At 72.3% G+C, this 16,794-nt stretch carries 14 protein-coding genes and 1 pseudogene; 8 read left to right on the forward strand and 7 right to left on the reverse strand.

Annotated features, from left to right (window positions below):
- Positions 1 to 395 precede the first annotated feature (395 nt).
- From PV364_RS27970 to PV364_RS27990, 5 genes and pseudogenes are all read right to left on the reverse strand, one after another.
- Positions 396 to 557, reverse strand: a pseudogene (locus PV364_RS27970) (oxidoreductase); the annotation flags it as partial.
- Between the two features lie 162 nt (positions 558 to 719).
- Positions 720 to 1,424: a cytochrome b/b6 domain-containing protein gene (locus PV364_RS27975; protein ID WP_319663133.1), complete on the reverse strand. Its 705-nt coding sequence runs from the start codon at positions 1,422 to 1,424 to the stop codon at positions 720 to 722.
- On the reverse strand, positions 1,366 to 2,094 hold the full coding sequence (locus PV364_RS27980) for a molybdopterin-dependent oxidoreductase (protein ID WP_319663134.1): 729 nt from the start codon (positions 2,092 to 2,094) through the stop codon (positions 1,366 to 1,368). The genes PV364_RS27975 and PV364_RS27980 overlap by 59 nt, the downstream gene beginning before the upstream one ends.
- A gap of 129 nt (positions 2,095 to 2,223) precedes the next feature.
- Positions 2,224 to 2,841: a hypothetical protein gene (locus PV364_RS27985; RefSeq protein ID WP_319663135.1), complete on the reverse strand. Its 618-nt coding sequence runs from the start codon at positions 2,839 to 2,841 to the stop codon at positions 2,224 to 2,226.
- Positions 2,842 to 2,904: 63 nt separating this feature from the next.
- Positions 2,905 to 3,981 (reverse strand): LacI family DNA-binding transcriptional regulator, encoded by a 1,077-nt coding sequence (locus PV364_RS27990; RefSeq protein ID WP_319663136.1) that lies wholly within the window; start codon positions 3,979 to 3,981, stop codon positions 2,905 to 2,907.
- A gap of 170 nt (positions 3,982 to 4,151) precedes the next feature.
- Between PV364_RS27990 and PV364_RS27995 the strand changes: the two genes are divergently transcribed.
- Positions 4,152 to 6,371: a glycoside hydrolase family 3 N-terminal domain-containing protein gene (locus tag PV364_RS27995; RefSeq protein ID WP_319663137.1), complete on the forward strand. Its 2,220-nt coding sequence runs from the start codon at positions 4,152 to 4,154 to the stop codon at positions 6,369 to 6,371.
- 48 nt (positions 6,372 to 6,419) lie between these two features.
- Here the strand turns inward: PV364_RS27995 and PV364_RS28000 are convergent, their stop codons facing one another.
- Positions 6,420 to 6,809, reverse strand: a complete 390-nt coding sequence (locus PV364_RS28000; RefSeq protein ID WP_319663138.1) for a helix-turn-helix domain-containing protein — start codon at positions 6,807 to 6,809, stop codon at positions 6,420 to 6,422.
- 120 nt (positions 6,810 to 6,929) lie between these two features.
- Here PV364_RS28000 and PV364_RS28005 point away from each other — a divergent pair, with 120 nt between their 5' ends.
- Positions 6,930 to 7,778 carry an NAD(P)H-binding protein gene (locus PV364_RS28005; protein WP_319663139.1) on the forward strand — a complete coding sequence of 283 codons (849 nt, stop codon included), beginning with the start codon at positions 6,930 to 6,932 and terminating at the stop codon, positions 7,776 to 7,778.
- Positions 7,779 to 7,827: 49 nt separating this feature from the next.
- Positions 7,828 to 8,196, forward strand: a complete 369-nt coding sequence (locus PV364_RS28010) for a signal peptidase I (protein ID WP_319663140.1) — start codon at positions 7,828 to 7,830, stop codon at positions 8,194 to 8,196.
- Positions 8,197 to 8,211: 15 nt separating this feature from the next.
- Here PV364_RS28010 and PV364_RS28015 read toward each other — a convergent pair whose 3' ends face one another.
- Complete coding sequence (locus PV364_RS28015) at positions 8,212 to 9,519, reverse strand: RICIN domain-containing protein (RefSeq protein WP_319663141.1); 1,308 nt, start codon at positions 9,517 to 9,519, stop codon at positions 8,212 to 8,214.
- Positions 9,520 to 10,095: 576 nt separating this feature from the next.
- On the opposite strand from PV364_RS28015, the gene PV364_RS28020 reads away from it, so the two are divergent.
- The 5 genes from PV364_RS28020 to PV364_RS28040 all read left to right on the forward strand — a co-directional run bounded on the left by PV364_RS28020 (position 10,096) and on the right by PV364_RS28040 (position 16,718).
- Complete coding sequence (locus tag PV364_RS28020; protein ID WP_319663142.1) at positions 10,096 to 12,321, forward strand: RICIN domain-containing protein; 2,226 nt, start codon at positions 10,096 to 10,098, stop codon at positions 12,319 to 12,321.
- Positions 12,322 to 12,812: 491 nt separating this feature from the next.
- Positions 12,813 to 14,237, forward strand: a complete 1,425-nt coding sequence (locus tag PV364_RS28025) for a ricin-type beta-trefoil lectin domain protein (RefSeq protein ID WP_319663144.1) — start codon at positions 12,813 to 12,815, stop codon at positions 14,235 to 14,237.
- Positions 14,238 to 14,307: 70 nt separating this feature from the next.
- Positions 14,308 to 15,039, forward strand: a complete 732-nt coding sequence (locus PV364_RS28030) for a pyridoxal 5'-phosphate synthase (protein WP_319663145.1) — start codon at positions 14,308 to 14,310, stop codon at positions 15,037 to 15,039.
- 140 nt (positions 15,040 to 15,179) lie between these two features.
- Positions 15,180 to 15,710: a Clp protease N-terminal domain-containing protein gene (locus PV364_RS28035; RefSeq protein ID WP_319663146.1), complete on the forward strand. Its 531-nt coding sequence runs from the start codon at positions 15,180 to 15,182 to the stop codon at positions 15,708 to 15,710.
- A gap of 12 nt (positions 15,711 to 15,722) precedes the next feature.
- Positions 15,723 to 16,718, forward strand: a complete 996-nt coding sequence (locus tag PV364_RS28040; RefSeq protein ID WP_319663147.1) for an EamA family transporter — start codon at positions 15,723 to 15,725, stop codon at positions 16,716 to 16,718.
- Positions 16,719 to 16,794 lie beyond the last annotated feature (76 nt).

The following is a 16,794-nucleotide window of genomic DNA, read 5'->3' on the forward strand; positions in this document are numbered from 1 at the left end:
CGGTGCGCGGGGCGAGGGCGGGCGCGCCCGGACGCCGCACCGACCGGAGCGGGCAGCCGGCCCGCCCCCTCGCCCGATCTCCGTACGCGGGGAAGTCCGGTGGCACCGGCGGCAGTTCGCTGGAGATCGCGTAGCCTGCACCAGGCCCGCGCGGGTGCGTGTCCCCGATCGTCCACCGGAGGCGGAATGTCCGACGCCCATGAGGCGGTGCCGGCGGCACTGTCCTGGAATTCGTCCGCGCCGGGCAGCGTTCTGCTGCGACTCCTCCAGTCCGGCGACCGGAACGTCAGGAGGAACATCGCTGCGCGGGGCGACCTGCCCTGCTCGTCGTCCTTCACCGACACCCCGTCGCTGCGCCCCGGCTCGAAGGACGCCGGGGCGTTGGTGGGCACGCCGATGTGCCGGACGAGGCGCGTGCCGGCGATCCGGCCCGGGTTGAGGGCGTTCACACGGATGCCGTCGGCGGCCCACCGCTCGGCGCCCTCGACCGCGAACAGGACGTTGGCCGTCTTGGACTGGCCGTAGGCGGCCCCGGGGTCGTACGGGTGGTGCTCGAAGACTGCAACGAGGCCGGTCCCCATGAGCCGGGTGTCCGCCGCGGCGTGGCCGGTCACGCGCTGGACCGGCGGCAGGCACGCCGGCTGTGGCAGGTCTCCCTCGACCTCCCCGCCGCGGGCTGTGGCACAAGAACCGCTTCCTGACCCGTCGCCCGGGCCGGATCACCGCCGCGGGCCGGTCCGTCCGGAGTCATGACCGGCCTCCGGGCCGTCGTCCAGCCACCGGGGATGCAGCCGTCGTGCCCACTTCCGCTCGACGTACCCCGTACGCATCCCCAGGCGGGCCTGCGGGTCGCGGAACGCCATGCGGATGTGGCCGAACAGCACGGCGGCGACGGCCCAGGCCAGGATGTCGTGAACGAAGATCGCGCTGGTGCGGGAGACCGACGGGAGCACCCCCGTGAACCACATCAGCAGACCGGTGGCCATCATGATCAACACGGCCCCGGCGATCCAGCCCGCGTAGACCTTCTGTCCCGCGTTGAACTTGCCGGCCGGCCGGGCGTCCGGGGAGGTCAGGCGCTTGCGGACGGCCCGCAGCCACTGCCTGTCGTACCCCGCGAAGCGGTTCAGCCTGCGGAGGTCGGCGCGGAACGCGGGTGAGGCGAGGCCGAGCAGGAAGGGCAGCGGCAGCAGGATCCCCGACCACTCGTGGACCGTGACGAGCAGGTGGCGGCGGCCCACCAGCTGGGCCAGCGGTGCCAGGTACAGGCAGGCCGCGGTGGTCACGCAGAGCAGCATCAGCCAGCCGGTCGCCCGGTGGACCAGGCGTTCCGCGCGGGTGAACCGGGCGATCAGGCCGGGGCGTTCAGGCCGCGGCGGCGCCGCCGCGCGTGTCGGCTCCGTCGAGCCAGCCGTCGACGGCATAGCCGTACTCCTCCCAGTAGCCGGGTACGACCCGGTCGGTCACGGTGATACCGGACAGCCACTTGGCCGATTTGTAGAAGTACATCGGAGCCACGTAGAGCCGGACGGGCCCGCCGTGCTCGTGGCTGATGGGCTTGTCCTGCATGGTCAGCGCCACCATGACGTCGGAGCGCCGGGCCTGTTCGAGGGTGAGGCTCTCGGTGTAGACGCCGTCGAAGCAGGTGAAGTGGACCGCGGTGCCGTCCGGCCGTACGCCGGCCGCGTCGAGGAGCTCCGAGAGCCGCACACCGGTGAACGGGGTGTCGGCCACCCGCCAGCCGTCCGTGCACTGCACGTCGTGGACGATCCGGGTCTGCGGCAGGGCGCGCAGCTCGTCCAGCGTGTACGTCCCCGGCCGGTCGACCAGGCCGTTGACCCGCAGCCGGTAGTTCGTCGCGTCCTTGCGGGGCACGGACCCCACCACGCTGTAGTAGCGAAAGCCGCCGGGATTGGGCAGCACTCCGGTGATCCCGGTGGGGTCGACCTGGGAGGCGGCGCCGAGGACGTTCTCCCACCCGCGCTGCAGCCATGGTGCGGTGGCGAGGCCGGCGGCTCCCAGCCCGAGCATGCCGAGCATCGTCCGGCGCGCCACCGGTGCGCCGTCGGCCGCGCGATTCCGTCGTTCAGCCATGCCGTGTGAAGCCTCTCCTCGCCCGTCACCTGCCGGAAGAGTGACGACCTTCGCACGAGAATTCGTAACCTGTCAAGGAGGTGATGACGGGAGGGCGGTGCCGACCGCCTCGGGGTGCGGTCACCAGGGTCAGGGGCAGCGTTCGCCGAACTTCACGGCCGTGAAGGAGACGGGTTGCCCGTGCAGCGCCGAGCCGGGGGCGGGGCTCTGCGAGCACACCCGCCAGTTGCTCTCCAGGAGGATGAAGCGGTCCTGGTCGGTGGCGTCCGCCGCGGTGATGCTCGTCGCGGACGGAAGGGCCTGACGGGCCACCTTCAGGGACGCGCCCGTGAGGTCGGGCATGGTGGCACCTGCGGTCGGGGGCGCGGTCGCGTCGCTCGCGGGGCAGGTCTCGGCGAGCTTGACCGTTCCGAGGTCGACCGTCGTCGCGGTGGGGCGGCGGCCCGGCGCGGGGCTCTGGAAGCAGACCTTCCAGTCGCGGTCCCAGATCTGCTCGCGTCCCCGGCCCAGGGAGTCGTGCGAGTCCATCCGGTGGAAACCGAGCGACTGGGCCCGGTCCTGGGCTGCCTGGAGGCCCATGCCGTGCAGGTCGGGGAGGTCGGCGACCGTGGCGGGGGCCGTGGTGCGGCCGCCGGACGGCCGGTCGCTGGTGCCGTCGTCCGCCGGGTCGCACGCGGCGATGGCGGTCACGGCGATGACGGCGAGGGTCGCGGCCAGGGCGCGGGCGGCGGGGCGGGTGATGCTCATGACCGGATACGTACCCGGACACATCGCGTGAATGCCGCAACCCCGCCGCAAGGTGACGCGCGGTCAGTCCGCCCTGGCCCCGCAACTGTCGCGTACCACCAGCCGGGTCGGCACCACCGAGGGGGCCGGGCGTTCGGCCGGACCCGGTCCGAGCAGGTCGCGCAGGGCGGCGACGGCGGCGGCGCCGAGGGCGCGGCGGTCCTGCGCGACAGTGGTGAGGGCGGGGCTGACCAGGGTCGCGGCGTCGATGTCGTCGAAGCCGACCACGGCCAGGTCGCTCGGCACGGACCGGCCTGCCTCGGCGGCCGCGCGCAGGGCGCCGATGGCCATGAGGTCGCCCGCCGCGAACAGGGCGGTCGGGGGCTCGGGCAGGGTGAGCAGCCGGTGCACGGCCCGGCGGCCGCTTTCGAGGAAGAAGTCACCGGTGACCACGTACTCCGCCGGCGCGGGCAGCCCGAGTCGGTCGCACGCGGCACGGAATCCGGCCAACCGCTCGGCGGCGGGCGGGAGGTCGGGCGGCCCGGTGACGGTGGCGATCCTGCGGTGACCCAGCGCGTGCAGATGGGCCACCGCCGTCTCGGCGCCTCCTGCGTTGTCGGAGGCGACGCCGGCCGTGCGCGGGCCGTCGAAGGTGACGTCGAGTCCCGCGCAGGGCGTCCCGGAGGCGGCGAGCACGCGCAGGGCACGGTCGTCGGCCGGGCGGCCCATGACGATGACGCCTTCCAGGCTGTGCCGGCGAACGGCCTGGACGTACACCCCGTCCGGATCGCCGGGGCCGGCCGTCGTCAGCAGCATCAGGTGGTAGCCGGCCTCGGACAGGGCGGTGCGCACCGAGCTCAGCAGGCCCTGGAGGAAGGGGTGGTGAAGTCCCTGGGACTCGTGCCAGGTGTCCCACAGCAGGCCGATGGTGTCGGAGCGGCGACGGACCAGGGTGCGGGCCGGTTCGTTGGGGGCGTAGCCGAGTTCACCGGCGAGCCGGCGGATGCGCTCACGGGTGGCCTCGCTGACGTCGGCGCGGTTGTTGAGCGCACGCGAGACCGTCGCGGTGGACACTCCGCTGCGGCGGGCGAGTTCGCGCAGGGTGACGGCGGTGGCGCCCTGGGGCGGCGGGACGGGGGTCTGGTCTCCGGGGGTTCGCATCACGCTCACAGTCTTGACGATGTGTCATGTCAGCGTCAGGCTCTTGGGGCGACAGCAGCCGGAAACGTTTACGGCCAGTGCCCCTGCGGGGCCGGACAGGGAACGGGATGCCTGCGATGCCTGCGAACGAACCGCGCACACGCCCCACTCGCTCACGCCTGAGAAACCTCGTGGTCCTCGCGACGGCGGCCGCCTGCGCCGCCGCCGTCGCGGCCGTGCCCGCCCAGGCCGACGGCCCTCTGTACACGCGGGCCGGCGCGCCGGTGGACCTGCGCGTGAAGGACCTCCTCAAGCGCATGACGCTGGACGAGAAGATCGGTCAGATGGACCAGATCGCGGTCGCCCGGATCCAGGGCGACTGCGAATGGAGCGGCGGCGAGCTCAACGAGAGCTGCATGAGGACCGTCCTCGCCGACTACCCGGTCGGCTCGGTGATCTCCGGCGGCGGCATGGCCCCCGCCAAGAACACCCCGCAGGACTGGGCGAAGATGGTCAACGCCGTGCAGAAGTACGCCATCACCAACTCGCGGCTGCACATTCCGATCGTGTACGGCGTGGACGGGGTGCACGGGCACAACAACGTGCTCGGCGCCACGATCTTCCCGCACCAGATCGGCCTGGGCGCCACCTGGGACCCGGGCACCGTGCACGACTCCGCCGCCGCCACGGCCCGCGCCGTCGCCGCCACCGGCATCGACTGGAACTTCGCCCCCGTCGCCGACCTCGCCCGCGACCAGCGGTGGGGCCGCTACTACGAGACGTACGGCGAGGACCCGCTGCTCGCCGGCACCCTGGCCGCCGCCGCGGTCGACGGCGCCGAGCACGCCAAGGGCGCCAAGCGGGTGGCCGCCACCGTCAAGCACTTCGGCGGCTACTCCGAGCCCGCCAACGGCCACGACCGGGTGCCCGCCGATGTCTCGATCCGCTATCTGCAGGACACCCTCCTGCCCTCGTACAAACAGGCCGTGCAGTCGGGCGCCAAGTCCGTCATGGTCAACTCCGGTGCCGTCAACGGCGTTCCGGCCACCGCCTCGACCTACCTGCTCACCAAGGTCCTCCGGCAGCAGTGGGGCTTCAAGGGCGTGACCGTCAGCGACTGGGAGGACGTCCGGGCGCTGCAGACCCGCTACAAGATCGCCGCCGACTACCCCGAGGCGATCGCGCTGGCCGTCAACGCGGGCCTCGACATGGCGATGGAGCCGTACTTCGCCAAGGAGTGGAGCGAGGGCCTGAAGACCGCCGTGAACCGGCACCTGGTCCCGCAGCGGCGGATCGACGAGGCCGTCGGCCGTATCCTGCGGATGAAGTTCGAACTGGGCCTCTTCGAACACCCGTACGTCGACGCGGCCAAGGCCGACGCCGCGGTGAACGGCGCCGACACGGGCCTGGCGCGCACCGCGGCCGCGCAGTCCCAGGTGCTGCTGCGCAACGAGGGCGGCGTGCTGCCGGTGAGCCCCTCCGCCAAGCGGATCGTCGTCGCGGGCTCCTACGCGGACGACATCAACGACCAGGCGGGCGGCTGGACCATCGGCTGGCAGGGCGTGCCCGACGGGGTGACCCTGCCCGGCACGACCATCCTGGAGGGCATCCGCGAGGCCGCACCGGCCGGTACCGAGGTGGTGCAGGCCAAGACCGCCGACGACGCCGTGGCCCAGGCGAAGAACGCGGACCTGACGGTCGTCGTGGTCGGCGAGAAGGCCGGCGCCGAGGGCGCGGCGGACAGCCCCCGCCCGGAACTGACGGACGATCAGCAGGCGCTGGTGAAGTCCCTGAAGGCGAGCGGCAAGCCGGTCGTCACCGTCGTCGTGGCCGGGCGCCCGCTGGTGCTGGGCGACGCCGAGGGCACCCAGGGGCTGCTGATGTCCTGGCTGCCGGGCACCGAGGGCGGCCACGCCGTCGCCGACGTGCTCTTCGGCAAGGTCAACCCGAGCGGCCGGATGCCGGTGTCCTGGCCGAGGAACATCGGCGACGAGCCGATGTACTACCAGCAGCTGCCGGGCACCAACGGCGGTCCGGAGTCCTCGTACGACCCGCTCTACGCGTTCGGCGCGGGGCTGTCGTACACGACGTACAGCTTCGACGCCCTCACCGCCGACTCCAGGGGAGTCAGGGTGACGGTCTCCGACACCGGTGCCCGGGACGGTGACCTGGTGGTCCCGGTCTACGCGTCGCGGCCGGTCAGCGACGTGCTGGCGCCCGCGCGCAAGCTGGTGGCGTTCACGAAGGTCCACCTGAGGGCGGGCGAGCGCAGGACCGTCCGGCTGGACTTCGCCAGGAGCGCGCTCGCGGTGACGCCCGGCGACATCGACGGCTCGGGCACGCCGCGCGTCGAGCGGGGCACGTACACCTTCACCGCGGGGGACAAGAGCGCCGACGTGGTGCTGCGTTAGGCGCGGCGCGCCGGGGACCACGGGCCCGCCGGCCCGTGGTCCCCGGCGTCAGTCGGCCGTGTCGTACCGCGATCGCGCCCGGTCCACCTCGGGCATGTGGCCCTGCGACCAGTCGGCGAGCGAGGCGAACAGCGGCGCCAGGCTGCCGCCGAGTTCGCTGATCTCGTACTCGACGCGCGGCGGCACCTCGGGGAAGTAGGTACGGACCACCAGGCCGTCACGCTCCAGCTGGCGCAGGCGCTGCGTCAGGACCTTCGGGGTGACCGAGCCGATCCGGCGCTGGAGTTCCACGAAACGCTGCCGGCCGTGGGCGTGCAGCGTCCACAGGATCGGGGTGGTCCAGCGGCTGAAGACCAGGTCGACGACCGGGCTGATCGGGCAGGCCAGCACGGGATCGGCGGCCGGGGAGGGGGCGGTGCGGGCGGAGGGACTGCTCATCGGGGCACACCTCGGTCGGAGTTCGGGTGGTCCGGCATAGTCACTATCTTCTAGGTACCTACTATACCTGCGCTGTTAGCTTCGTCCTGTCGCAGTCAACAGGCCGAAACGGAGCCGAAGATGATCGCAGTGACAGGTGCCACCGGGAACGTCGGACAGACTCTCGTCCGGGTCCTCGCCGCGGCGGGGGAGCCGGTGACGGCGCTCTCCCGCCGGACCCCGGCGCAGGGCGAACTTCCCGCCGGCGTGGACCATCACCAGGTCGACCTCACCGCCCCGGAGGAGCTGCGCGCGGCGCTGGACGGCGCCGAGGCGCTGTTCCTGCTGCCTGCCCCGGACCTCCTCGGACCCGGCGGCCGGCCGTACGACCTCGTCGGCGCCGCCAAGGCGGCCGGGGTGCGGCGCGTCGTGCTGCTCTCCTCGCAGGCCGCGGGCACCCGCCCGGACGCTGCCTCCCACGAGCCGCTGCGGGTCTTCGAGGCCGCGGTGCGCGAGTCCGGCGTCGACTGGACGGTCCTGCGGGGCGCGGGGTTCGCCTCCAACGCCTTCGCCTGGGCGGAGTCGGTGCGCACGGCGCGTACGGTGGCCGCGCCCTTCGCCGACGTCGCGCTTCCGGTGGTCGACCCCGCCGACATCGCGGCCGCCGCGGCGGTCGTCCTGCGCGACGCCGGACACACCGGACGCACCTACGCGTTGACGGGTCCGGTGCCCGTCTCGCCGCGGGAGCAGGCCGCCGTGATCGGCGAGGTGCTCGGCGAGCCGCTGCGCTTCGTCGAACTGGGCCGGGAGGAGGCCCGGTCCGGCATGCTGCGCTTCATGCCCGAGGCCGTCGCGGACGGCACCCTGGACATCCTGGGGCAGCCGCTCCCCGCGGAGCGGCGTGTCAGCCCCGATGCCGAGGCACTGCTGGGCCGCCCCGCTCGGCCGTTCGCCGCCTGGGTGGCGCGCAATGCCGCCGCCTTCCGCTGAGGGACGGCGTGCGGCGGGCCGCCGACCAGCGGGTGTTAGCGTCGCGACCATGGACGACAGCGTGTACGTGGGCAACGCCGGCCGGGACGCGGCACTGGACCGGGGATGGCTCCTGGGCCACTTCAAGGACGCCGGCGACCCCCGGCACAGCACGGACGTGGAGATCAAGTGGGGGGTGCACCCCCAGGGGGACGAGCGGGCGGCGTGGGTGCGCGGAGAGGCGCGCACGGCACTGCTGGTGCTGATCAGCGGCCGCTTCCGGGTCGAGTTGCCAGGGCGCAGCGTGGTGCTCGCGGAACAGGGCGACTACGTCGTGTGGGGGCGCGGGGTGGACCACTCCTGGTACGCGGAGGAGGAGTCCGTCGTGCTGACGGTGCGCTGGCCGTCCGTACCCGGGTACGGGGTACGGACGGCCTGACGCACGCGCCCGGTGTCAGGACCGGGCGGTGAGCTGGAACGACTGGGCGGCGGTGCCGTTGCAGGTGTACTGCTGGATGCGCGCGGCGTCCGCGGTGGACGCCGAGGGCACGTCGAGGCACTTGCCGCTGTTGCGGTTGACGAAGTGGAAGGTGCCGCCGGTCTCGGCGACCGGCAGCCACTGCTGGTTGGCGCCGCCCGAGTACGACCAGAGCTGGATCTTGGCGGCGTCGGCGGTGGAGACGTCGGTGACGTCCCACGACTTGGTCGCGTCGTTGCGGTTGTCGACCCGGTAGTAGCCGCCGGAGGTGGGCTGGAACCGCCAGTCCTGCGCGGTGGTGCCGTTGCAGGCGTACTGCTGCACGGCCGTGCCGTTGGCGGTGGCCGCGGCGGCCGCGTCGACGCACTTCCCGCTGTGCTTGGCGGCGACCGTCGCCCAGCCGCTGGGCACCGAGTCGGTCGGCGGGTTGGGGTCGCCGGTCGAACCGGTGCCGAGCCACTTGAGGCCGTCGAGCAGGAAGGTGTTCTGGGTGGCGCTCGCGAAGGTCGACGACAGTCCGGTGTTGGTGTCGTAGTTCATCGCGTTGTGGCCGAAGTTGGCGTACAGCATCCGGTACTTGGTGTTGGTCCACAGGATCGGGTAGTAGCCGCTGTACCAGGACTGGTTGGGGTCGGTGCCCAGGGGGAAGCTCACCGGGTCGACGGACGCCAGGATGTCGATGTCCGGGTTGGTGCGCAGGTCGTTGCTCCAGCTGTACCACTCGCTCACCGCCGAGGTGAACGTCGCGGGCAGGTGGCTGGTGGAGGGGTGCGTGCGGTCCTCGACGCGCAGCACGGCGGTGGTGGGGCCCCAGGTGTTGGAGTTGAAGTTGCCGCTGCCCAGGAACTGGTTGTAGTACCACGGCCAGCTCTGCGCGCTGGTGGTGAACGCCGAGACGTGGAAGCCCAGCCAGGCGCCGCCGCCGCGCATGTAGGCCTCGAAGCCCGAGCGCTGGGCGGCGGTCTGCGGGGCGTCGTCGAGGAAGAGGACGACCTGGTACTGCTTCAGCGCGTTGCTGTCGGCCAGCAGGTTCCAGTTGTTCGTCGAGGTGTACGTGAAGCCGTTGGCGGCGGCCTGCTGCGGGAACCAGCGGTTGGCCTCGCCGACGAAGTTGATGTGGGCCGCGTCGTAGGTGCCGTTGTAGAAGGCGATCACCTTGAAGGGCGTGGCCGCCGCGGCGCCGGGGCCGGCGACGGCCGGGGCGGCGGTGATGCCCAGGAGGACGGCGAACAGGAGGAGGAGGCGGCCGGCGGCGCGCCGGGCGGCGGTGGTGAGAGCGGTCATGGGGGGAGTGGTCCTTCCCGTGTCGGCGGGGGTGGATGGGGCGCCGGTGAGGGTGAAGGGCGTTGAACGGGCGGTGAACCGTGGTGCGTTGGGGGGAGTCCGTGGGGGAGACCTTTGTCAACGATGTGATTTAAGGAGTGAAGGAAGGGTGCCGTCAAGGCTTTGGTACAGACCAGTCGAGGCGGTTCTGGTCGCGGGTCCGGAGCGGCGCGGGAGGCCGGTGCGAGGGGCCCGTGTTCACCTGTTGATCGGCGTGTCTCCGCGGCAGTCGTCGGGAGCCCACCCGGATGCCCGGTGTTCGGGCTGCTCAAACACCGTGCGGGCACGGTGAGTTGAGGGTTTACCACGGACCGGGGGGAGTTCGGAATCCGTAGCGGCACCTCTTGACGTGTCCCCTCCATGAGCCTAACTTCACGCCGTGAAGAAAGGTTGTCCAGACCTTTGAGCCGCCGTCGGCACCGGACGCCCACCGTCCGGTGAACCTCGTACCACCTCTTCACACTCCTGCATGCCGACGCTCGCTTCGGCATGCCCGCCCCCCCACGGCGCCGCGCCCCGCGCGGCACAGGAGCATCCATGAGATCCCTTGGAGCACCGTCTCCGGACGCCCCCGGCCGCGGCCGGATCCGGCGTCGCGTCATACCGCTCGCGCTGGGCGCGCTGTTCACCTCGGGCCTGTCCGCCGTCGCGCTCGCCCCCCAGGCGCAGGCCGCAGTGCCCACCGGCTGGGTCACGGTCGCGGCCAAGCACAGCGGGAAGTGCGTCGACGCGGCCGCCGCGGCCACCGCGAACGGGACGGCCGTGCAGCAGTACGCCTGCAACGGCACCACCGCGCAGCAGTGGCAGTTCCAGGCGACGAGCGACGGATACGTGCGGGTCAACAACCGCAACGACGCGACCAAGTCGTGGGACGTCACCGACGTCTCCACCGCCGACGGCGCACCGGTGCAGCTGTGGTCGTACTCGAGCGGCGCCAACCAGCAGTGGCTGCCGGTGGAGGAGGCCGGCGGCACCTACCACTTCGTCAACCGCAACAGCGGCAAGTGCCTCGACGTGCCCTCCGCCTCGACCGCAGACGGCGCCCGCGTCCAGCAGTACACCTGCAACGGCACCGCCGCCCAGTCCTTCAGCCTCGGCTCGACGGACGCGCCGCAGAACCCGCCCGGTACCCCCGACCTGGGCCCCAACGTCTCCGTCTTCGACCCGTCGATGTCGTCGGCATCCATCCAGGGCCGGCTCAACCAGGTCTTCGGGCAGCAGGAGTCCAACCAGTTCGGCGCCCAGCGCTACGCCCTGCTGTTCAAGCCGGGCAGCTACAACGTGGACGCCAACGTCGGCTTCTACACCCAGGTCGCGGGCCTCGGCCTGTCCCCGGACGACGTGACGATCAACGGCGCGGTCCACGCGGAGGCCGACTGGTTCCAGGGCAACGCCACCCAGAACTTCTGGCGCTCCGCCGAGAACCTGTCCGTCAACCCGACCGGCGGCACCGACCGCTGGGCGGTCTCCCAGGCGGCCCCCTACCGGCGCATGCACGTCCGCGGCAACCTTCAGCTGGACGACGGCGGCTGGTCAAGCGGCGGTCTCATCGCCGACTCCAAGATCGACGGCCAGGTGCGCTCCGGTTCCCAGCAGCAGTGGCTGTCGCGCAACAGCCAGTGGGGCAGCTGGAGCGGCTCCAACTGGAACATGGTCTTCGTCGGTGACGTCAACGCCCCCGCGAACACCTTCCCGAGCCCGCCGTACACCACGGTCGCGCAGTCCCCGGTGACCCGTGAGAAGCCGTTCCTGTACGTGGACTCGGCCGGCGCCTACAAGGTCTTCGTCCCGGCACTGCGCACCAACAGCCAGGGCACGACCTGGGCGGGGGGCACCCCGGCCGGCAGTTCGCTGTCGATCGACGAGTTCTTCGTCGTGAAGCCCGGTGCCACCGCGACCGACATCAACGGCGCGCTGGCCCAGGGCAAGAACCTGCTGTTCACGCCCGGTGTCTACCACCTCAACCAGACGCTCAACATCAACCGCGCCGACACCGTGGTGCTGGGCCTGGGCCTGGCGACCATCGTCCCGGACAACGGCATCACGGCGGTCAACGTGGCCGACGCGGACGGCGTGAAGATCGCGGGGCTGCTGATCGACGCCGGCACCACCAGCTCGCAGACGCTGATGCAGGTCGGCCCGGCCGGCTCGGCCGCGCGGCACACCGCCGACCCGACCTCGCTGCACGACGTGTTCTTCCGCATCGGCGGCGCGGGCGTCGGCAAGGCCGCGCAGAGCCTGGTGGTCAACAGCTCGGACGTCATCGGCGACCACATGTGGCTGTGGCGCGCCGACCACGGCAGCGGGGTGGGCTGGACCAGCAACACCGCCGCCAACGGCCTGATCGTCAACGGCACGAACGTGACGATGTACGGACTGTTCGTCGAGCACTACCAGCAGCACCAGGTGATCTGGAACGGCAACGGCGGCCGCACGTACTTCTTCCAGAACGAGATGCCCTACGACCCGCCCAACCAGGCCTCCTGGATGAACGGTTCGGTTCGCGGCTACGACGCGTACAAGGTCGGCCCGTCGGTCACCAGTCATGAGGCCTGGGGCCTGGGCAGCTACTGCTACTTCAACGTCAACCCGTCCGTGGTCGCCGACCGCGCCTTCGAGGCGCCGGCCGTGAGCGGGGTCCGCTTCCACGACATGGTGACCGTCTCGCTCGGCGGCACCGGCACCATCAGCCACGTGATCAACAACACCGGAGGTCCGTCCAACTCCTCCACCAACGTGGCCAACCTGGTCTCGGGTCCCTAGGCCCTGTCGTCTCATTCGCGCTTGCCCCGCGTCACCTGGCACGGCACTCCCCCAGCCTTCGGCCGGGGGTGCCCCCACGCTGCGTTGTCGAATCGTCCGAGCAGCCCACTGCGAGGACGACTCTCCGCCTTGCGATGCACCGCACCAGACGGCGCGGGGCCCGCCCTCCGGGCGGCCGGCGCCAATGTGACGACAGGTCCTAGCCAGGAGGGACCCGGCCGAGGCGGGGCCGCCGTTCGCACGGCGGCGGCGGCCCCGCTCCCCGGTGTGCCCGCGTCGACCCGGACGGTGCCCTGACGGTCCGTGGATTCCCTCGGCCGCAGGGGGTTGACGCGGAGCTGGTCTAGTCCATACCGTCATCGGCCATCAGCTGTTCATGTAGTGGGGTGTTGTTCATCTACATGAACGGCTGTCAAGGCCCCCACGCCGTCTCCACGGCGCACCACCCCCCACAGCGCGCACCTCACCGCGCCCACGACAGGAGTCGTCCTGTGCTGAAATCCGCCGTCAGAGCCCTTGCCGCCGTCCCCGCCGTCCTCGCGATGGCCGCCACCGCCGTCGTCGCCACCGGTGGCTCCGCGAGCGCCGCCGCCAACCCCGGCCCCGGCTTCCCCGCCCAGTACGCCGCGCCGTACGTCGAGACCTGGAACTCGCCCTCGGCCATGGCCAACGCCCGCAACGCCACGGGCCTGAAGTACTTCACGCTCGCCTTCGTGATCGACGGGGGCGGCTGCAACGCCATGTTCAACGGCGACACGCCCGTCACCGACTCCGGCTGGACCTCCGCGATCAACTCCCTGCGGTCCGCGGGCGGCGACGTCATCGCCTCCTTCGGCGGCGCCTCCGGCACCGAGATCGGCGTCTCCTGTACGAGCGTCGCCTCGCTGAAGGCCCAGTACAAGAAGGTCGTCGACGCCCTCAACCTCACCCGCATCGACCTCGACATCGAGGGTGGCCAGCTCGACAACACCGCCGCCAACGACCGCCGCAACAAGGCGCTGGCCCAGCTCCAGCAGGAGTACGCCGCCGCCGGCCGCAAGCTCGATGTGCAGTACACCCTCCCGGTCAACCCGACCGGCCTGGAGTCCAACTCGATCAGCCTGCTGAACAACGCCAAGAGCAACGGGCTGAACGTCAACCTCGTCAACATCATGACGATGGACTACGGACCGGCCATGGACATGGGCAAGGCCGCCACCGACGCCGCCACCGCGCTGCGCAGCCAGCTCGGCGCGATCTGGACCACCAAGACCGACGCGCAGCTGTGGGCGATGGAGGGCAACACCCCGATGATCGGGGTCAACGACACCACCGCCGAGACCTTCACCACCGGCAACGCCACCACGCTCGCCAACTTCGCCAAGTCCAAGGGCATCCAGGAGCTCGCCTTCTGGGCGGTCGGCCGCGACAAGGCCTGCGCCTCCAACGGCCAGCTCTCCGACTCCTGCAGCGGCACCTCGCAGAGCGCCTGGCAGTTCTCCAGCATTTTCAACACCGTGACCGGCGGCACCACCACCCCGCCGCCCACCGGCTCCACCGGCCAGATCACCGGCCTCGGCGGCAAGTGCGTCGACGTCGCCGCCGCGAGCAGCGCCAACGGCACCGCCGTCCAGATGTACGACTGCAACGGCACGACCGCCCAGCAGTGGACGGTGGGCACCGACGGCACCATCCGAGCCCTCGGCAAGTGCATGGACCTCACCGCCGCAGGCACCGCCAACGGCACCAAGGTGCAGCTGTACGACTGCAACGGCACCGGCGCCCAGGTGTGGCAGCCCGGCTCCGGCGACACTCTGGTGAACCCCGCGTCCGGCAAGTGCCTGGACGTCACCGACAAGTCGACGGCCAACGCGGCACGGCTGCAGATCTGGACCTGCGCCGGCGGCACCAACCAGCAGTTCCACCTCCCGGCCTGACAGGGGGACAGGCCCGCCGCCGCCCGGCGCACCGCGTGTGCGCCGGGCGGCGGCGTGTGAGGATCGGAAGGTGACCGACGACAAGCCCGGACCGGCCGGCGAGCCCGGCGCGGCAGACCAGGACCCCGTGACCGCCCACTCCCTCCGCGAGCGGATGCGTGCCGCCCCCGTACTGGCCGGCCCGCTCCCCGGCTTCGACCCGGCGGCCGCCGGGCCGGCGCCCGGACCGGTCTTCGCCCGCTGGCTGGCCCGTGCCCTCGACGACGGGGTGCCCGAGCCGCACGTCATGACCCTGGCCACGTCCGGCGCCGACGGCCGCCCGTCGGCCCGGGTGCTGATGCTGCGTGGCGTGGACATCGAGCGCTGCGCCTTCGACTTCGCCTCCGAGGCGGCCAGTCGCAAGGGGCGCGACCTGTCCGAGCGTCCGTACGCCTGCCTCACCTGGTACTGGCCGCGGCACGGCCGGCAGATCAGGATGGCCGGGGCGGTGGAGACCCTGGACCGCGCGACCGCCCGCCGTGACTTCCTCGGCCGTCGCGAGGCCTCCCGGGCGGCGGGCTTCACCGGCGTCATGAGCGCGCCGCTCGACGGCCCGGCCGCCTACCAGCAGGCCCGGCGGCGCGCGGCGGAGCACATCGCCGCCGAGCCCGAGGACGTACCGGAGGGCCACACCGTCTACCGACTCGTCGCCGACGAGGCCGAGTTCTGGCAGGCGGGCCCCGCGGGCGGCCACATCAGGCTCCGCTACCTGCGCGACCCGGCGGCACCGCAGGGGTGGACGCACGGTCTGCTCTGGCCCTGAGGCGCGCAGCCCTGAGAAGCCACGTGTCCGGCGTCATCCCTCAGGAGGACCGGCCCCGCGCACGTGCCCACCCGGAGGAGTAGCGACGAATGGCTCCGCGCGCCGATGCCGCGCGACGACGTAACTGATGGGGTGGGACCGTGCACAGGGACGACTTGCGGCTCACCGTGGAGCTGCGCTCGGTGACCGCCGGGGCGCGGCGCCGCGCGGTGCGGGACGGCGACGACCGCGTCGACACCGCGCACCTGCTCCACTCGCTGCTGGAGAACGACCCGCGGGCCCGCGAGGCCGTGGACGGCGGCGCGGGCGGCGGCCAGGTGGCCCGCGTCCTGGGCTACCTGGTGCAGCGCAGCATCGGCTACGGCATGCGGTGGCGCGGCGCCGTCGAGGACTCCGGGGACCTGACCGTGCTCACCTCCCTCGGCGCCCCCGGCTGGAGCCCGGCCGCCGCGACCGCGATCGGCGCCGCGGTCGCCCGCGCGCAGGAGCGGGGTGCGGCGCAGGCCGACGGCGCCGATCTGCTGGCGGCGCTCCTGGCCGACCCGGGGTGCCGGGCCGTGGAGGTGCTGCGGGCCGCCGGCGTGGCACCGGGACGGCCGCCGGTGGGACCGCCGGCCCAGCGCGGGACGGATGACAGCCGCTACTGGGATGACGGTCCTGTCGTGAGCTGACATCATGGCCCGATGCATGTGTCTCAGGGGAGGAACACCGGGCTCGGACTGGCGCTGGTCTCGGCGTTCGCGTTCGGTGGTTCGGGGGTCGCGGCCAAGCCGCTGATCGAGGCCGGGCTGGACCCGCTGCACGTGGTCTGGCTGCGGGTCGCCGGCGCCGCGCTCATGATGCTGCCCGTCGTCCTGCGGCACCGTGCCCTGCTGCTGCGCCGCCCCGCGGTGCTGGCCGGCTTCGGGCTGCTCGGCGTCGCCGGTGTGCAGGCGTTCTACTTCGCGGCCATATCCCGCATCCCCGTAGGCGTCGCGATCCTCGTGGAGTTCCTCGGCCCCGCGCTGCTGCTCGGCTGGGTGCGCTTCGTCCAGCGCAAGGCGGTCAGCAGGGCCGCGGCCGTCGGCGTGGTGCTCGCCGTCGGCGGCATGGCGGCCGTGGTCGAGGTGTGGTCGGGGCTCGCCTTCGACCCGCTGGGCCTCGCGCTGGCCTTCGGAGCCGCCTGCTGCCAGGTCAGCTACTTCGTCCTGGCCGACCACGGCAGCGACGGCGAGGACGCGCCCGATCCCGTCGCCGTCATCGCGTACGGACTGCTCATCGGCGCCCTCGTACTGACCGTCACCTCCCGCCCCTGGGAGATGGACTGGACCGTGCTCACCCACCGCGCCGACATGGGCGAGGTGTCGGTGCCCGCGCTGCTGCTCGTCGGCTGGATCGTGCTGGTGGCCACCGTCGTCGCCTACCTCACCGGAGTGCTCGCGGTACGGCGGCTGTCGCCGCAGGTCGCCGGAGTCGTCGCCTGCCTGGAAGCGGTCGTCGGCACGATCCTCGCCTGGATCCTGCTCGACGAGCACCTGGGACTGCCGCAGATCCTCGGCGGCGTCCTCGTCCTCGCGGGCGCCTTTGTCGCGCAGACCGCGAAGAAGCGGGCGGCGACCACCGTGGTGGCCGGCGCGCTGCCGGTCGACGCGGAGGCCGCCGATGCGGGGGCCGCCCAGGACAAGGCGCGGCTTCTATAGGGTCGGCGTCATGCGACACACCGTTCTCCCCCCGCCGCCCGCCGCCTGAGGCGGACGGCGCACCCACGGAAGACCC

Source organism: Streptomyces sp. MI02-7b (assembly GCF_033793585.1).
Taxonomy (GTDB): Bacteria; Actinomycetota; Actinomycetes; order Streptomycetales; family Streptomycetaceae; genus Actinacidiphila.

Coding starts and splice junctions, on each gene's coding strand:
- PV364_RS28015 (WP_319663141.1), bottom strand. CDS start 9,519: ATGACCGCTCTCACCACCGCCGCCCGGCGCGCCGCCGGCCGCCTCCTC.
- PV364_RS28010 (WP_319663140.1), top strand. CDS start 7,828: ATGGACGACAGCGTGTACGTGGGCAACGCCGGCCGGGACGCGGCACTG.
- PV364_RS27980 (WP_319663134.1), bottom strand. CDS start 2,094: ATGGCTGAACGACGGAATCGCGCGGCCGACGGCGCACCGGTGGCGCGC.
- PV364_RS28020 (WP_319663142.1), top strand. CDS start 10,096: ATGAGATCCCTTGGAGCACCGTCTCCGGACGCCCCCGGCCGCGGCCGG.
- PV364_RS27975 (WP_319663133.1), bottom strand. CDS start 1,424: ATGCCGTCGACGGCTGGCTCGACGGAGCCGACACGCGCGGCGGCGCCG.
- PV364_RS28005 (WP_319663139.1), top strand. CDS start 6,930: ATGATCGCAGTGACAGGTGCCACCGGGAACGTCGGACAGACTCTCGTC.
- PV364_RS27985 (WP_319663135.1), bottom strand. CDS start 2,841: ATGAGCATCACCCGCCCCGCCGCCCGCGCCCTGGCCGCGACCCTCGCC.
- PV364_RS27990 (WP_319663136.1), bottom strand. CDS start 3,981: ATGCGAACCCCCGGAGACCAGACCCCCGTCCCGCCGCCCCAGGGCGCC.
- PV364_RS28040 (WP_319663147.1), top strand. CDS start 15,723: ATGCATGTGTCTCAGGGGAGGAACACCGGGCTCGGACTGGCGCTGGTC.
- PV364_RS28000 (WP_319663138.1), bottom strand. CDS start 6,809: ATGAGCAGTCCCTCCGCCCGCACCGCCCCCTCCCCGGCCGCCGATCCC.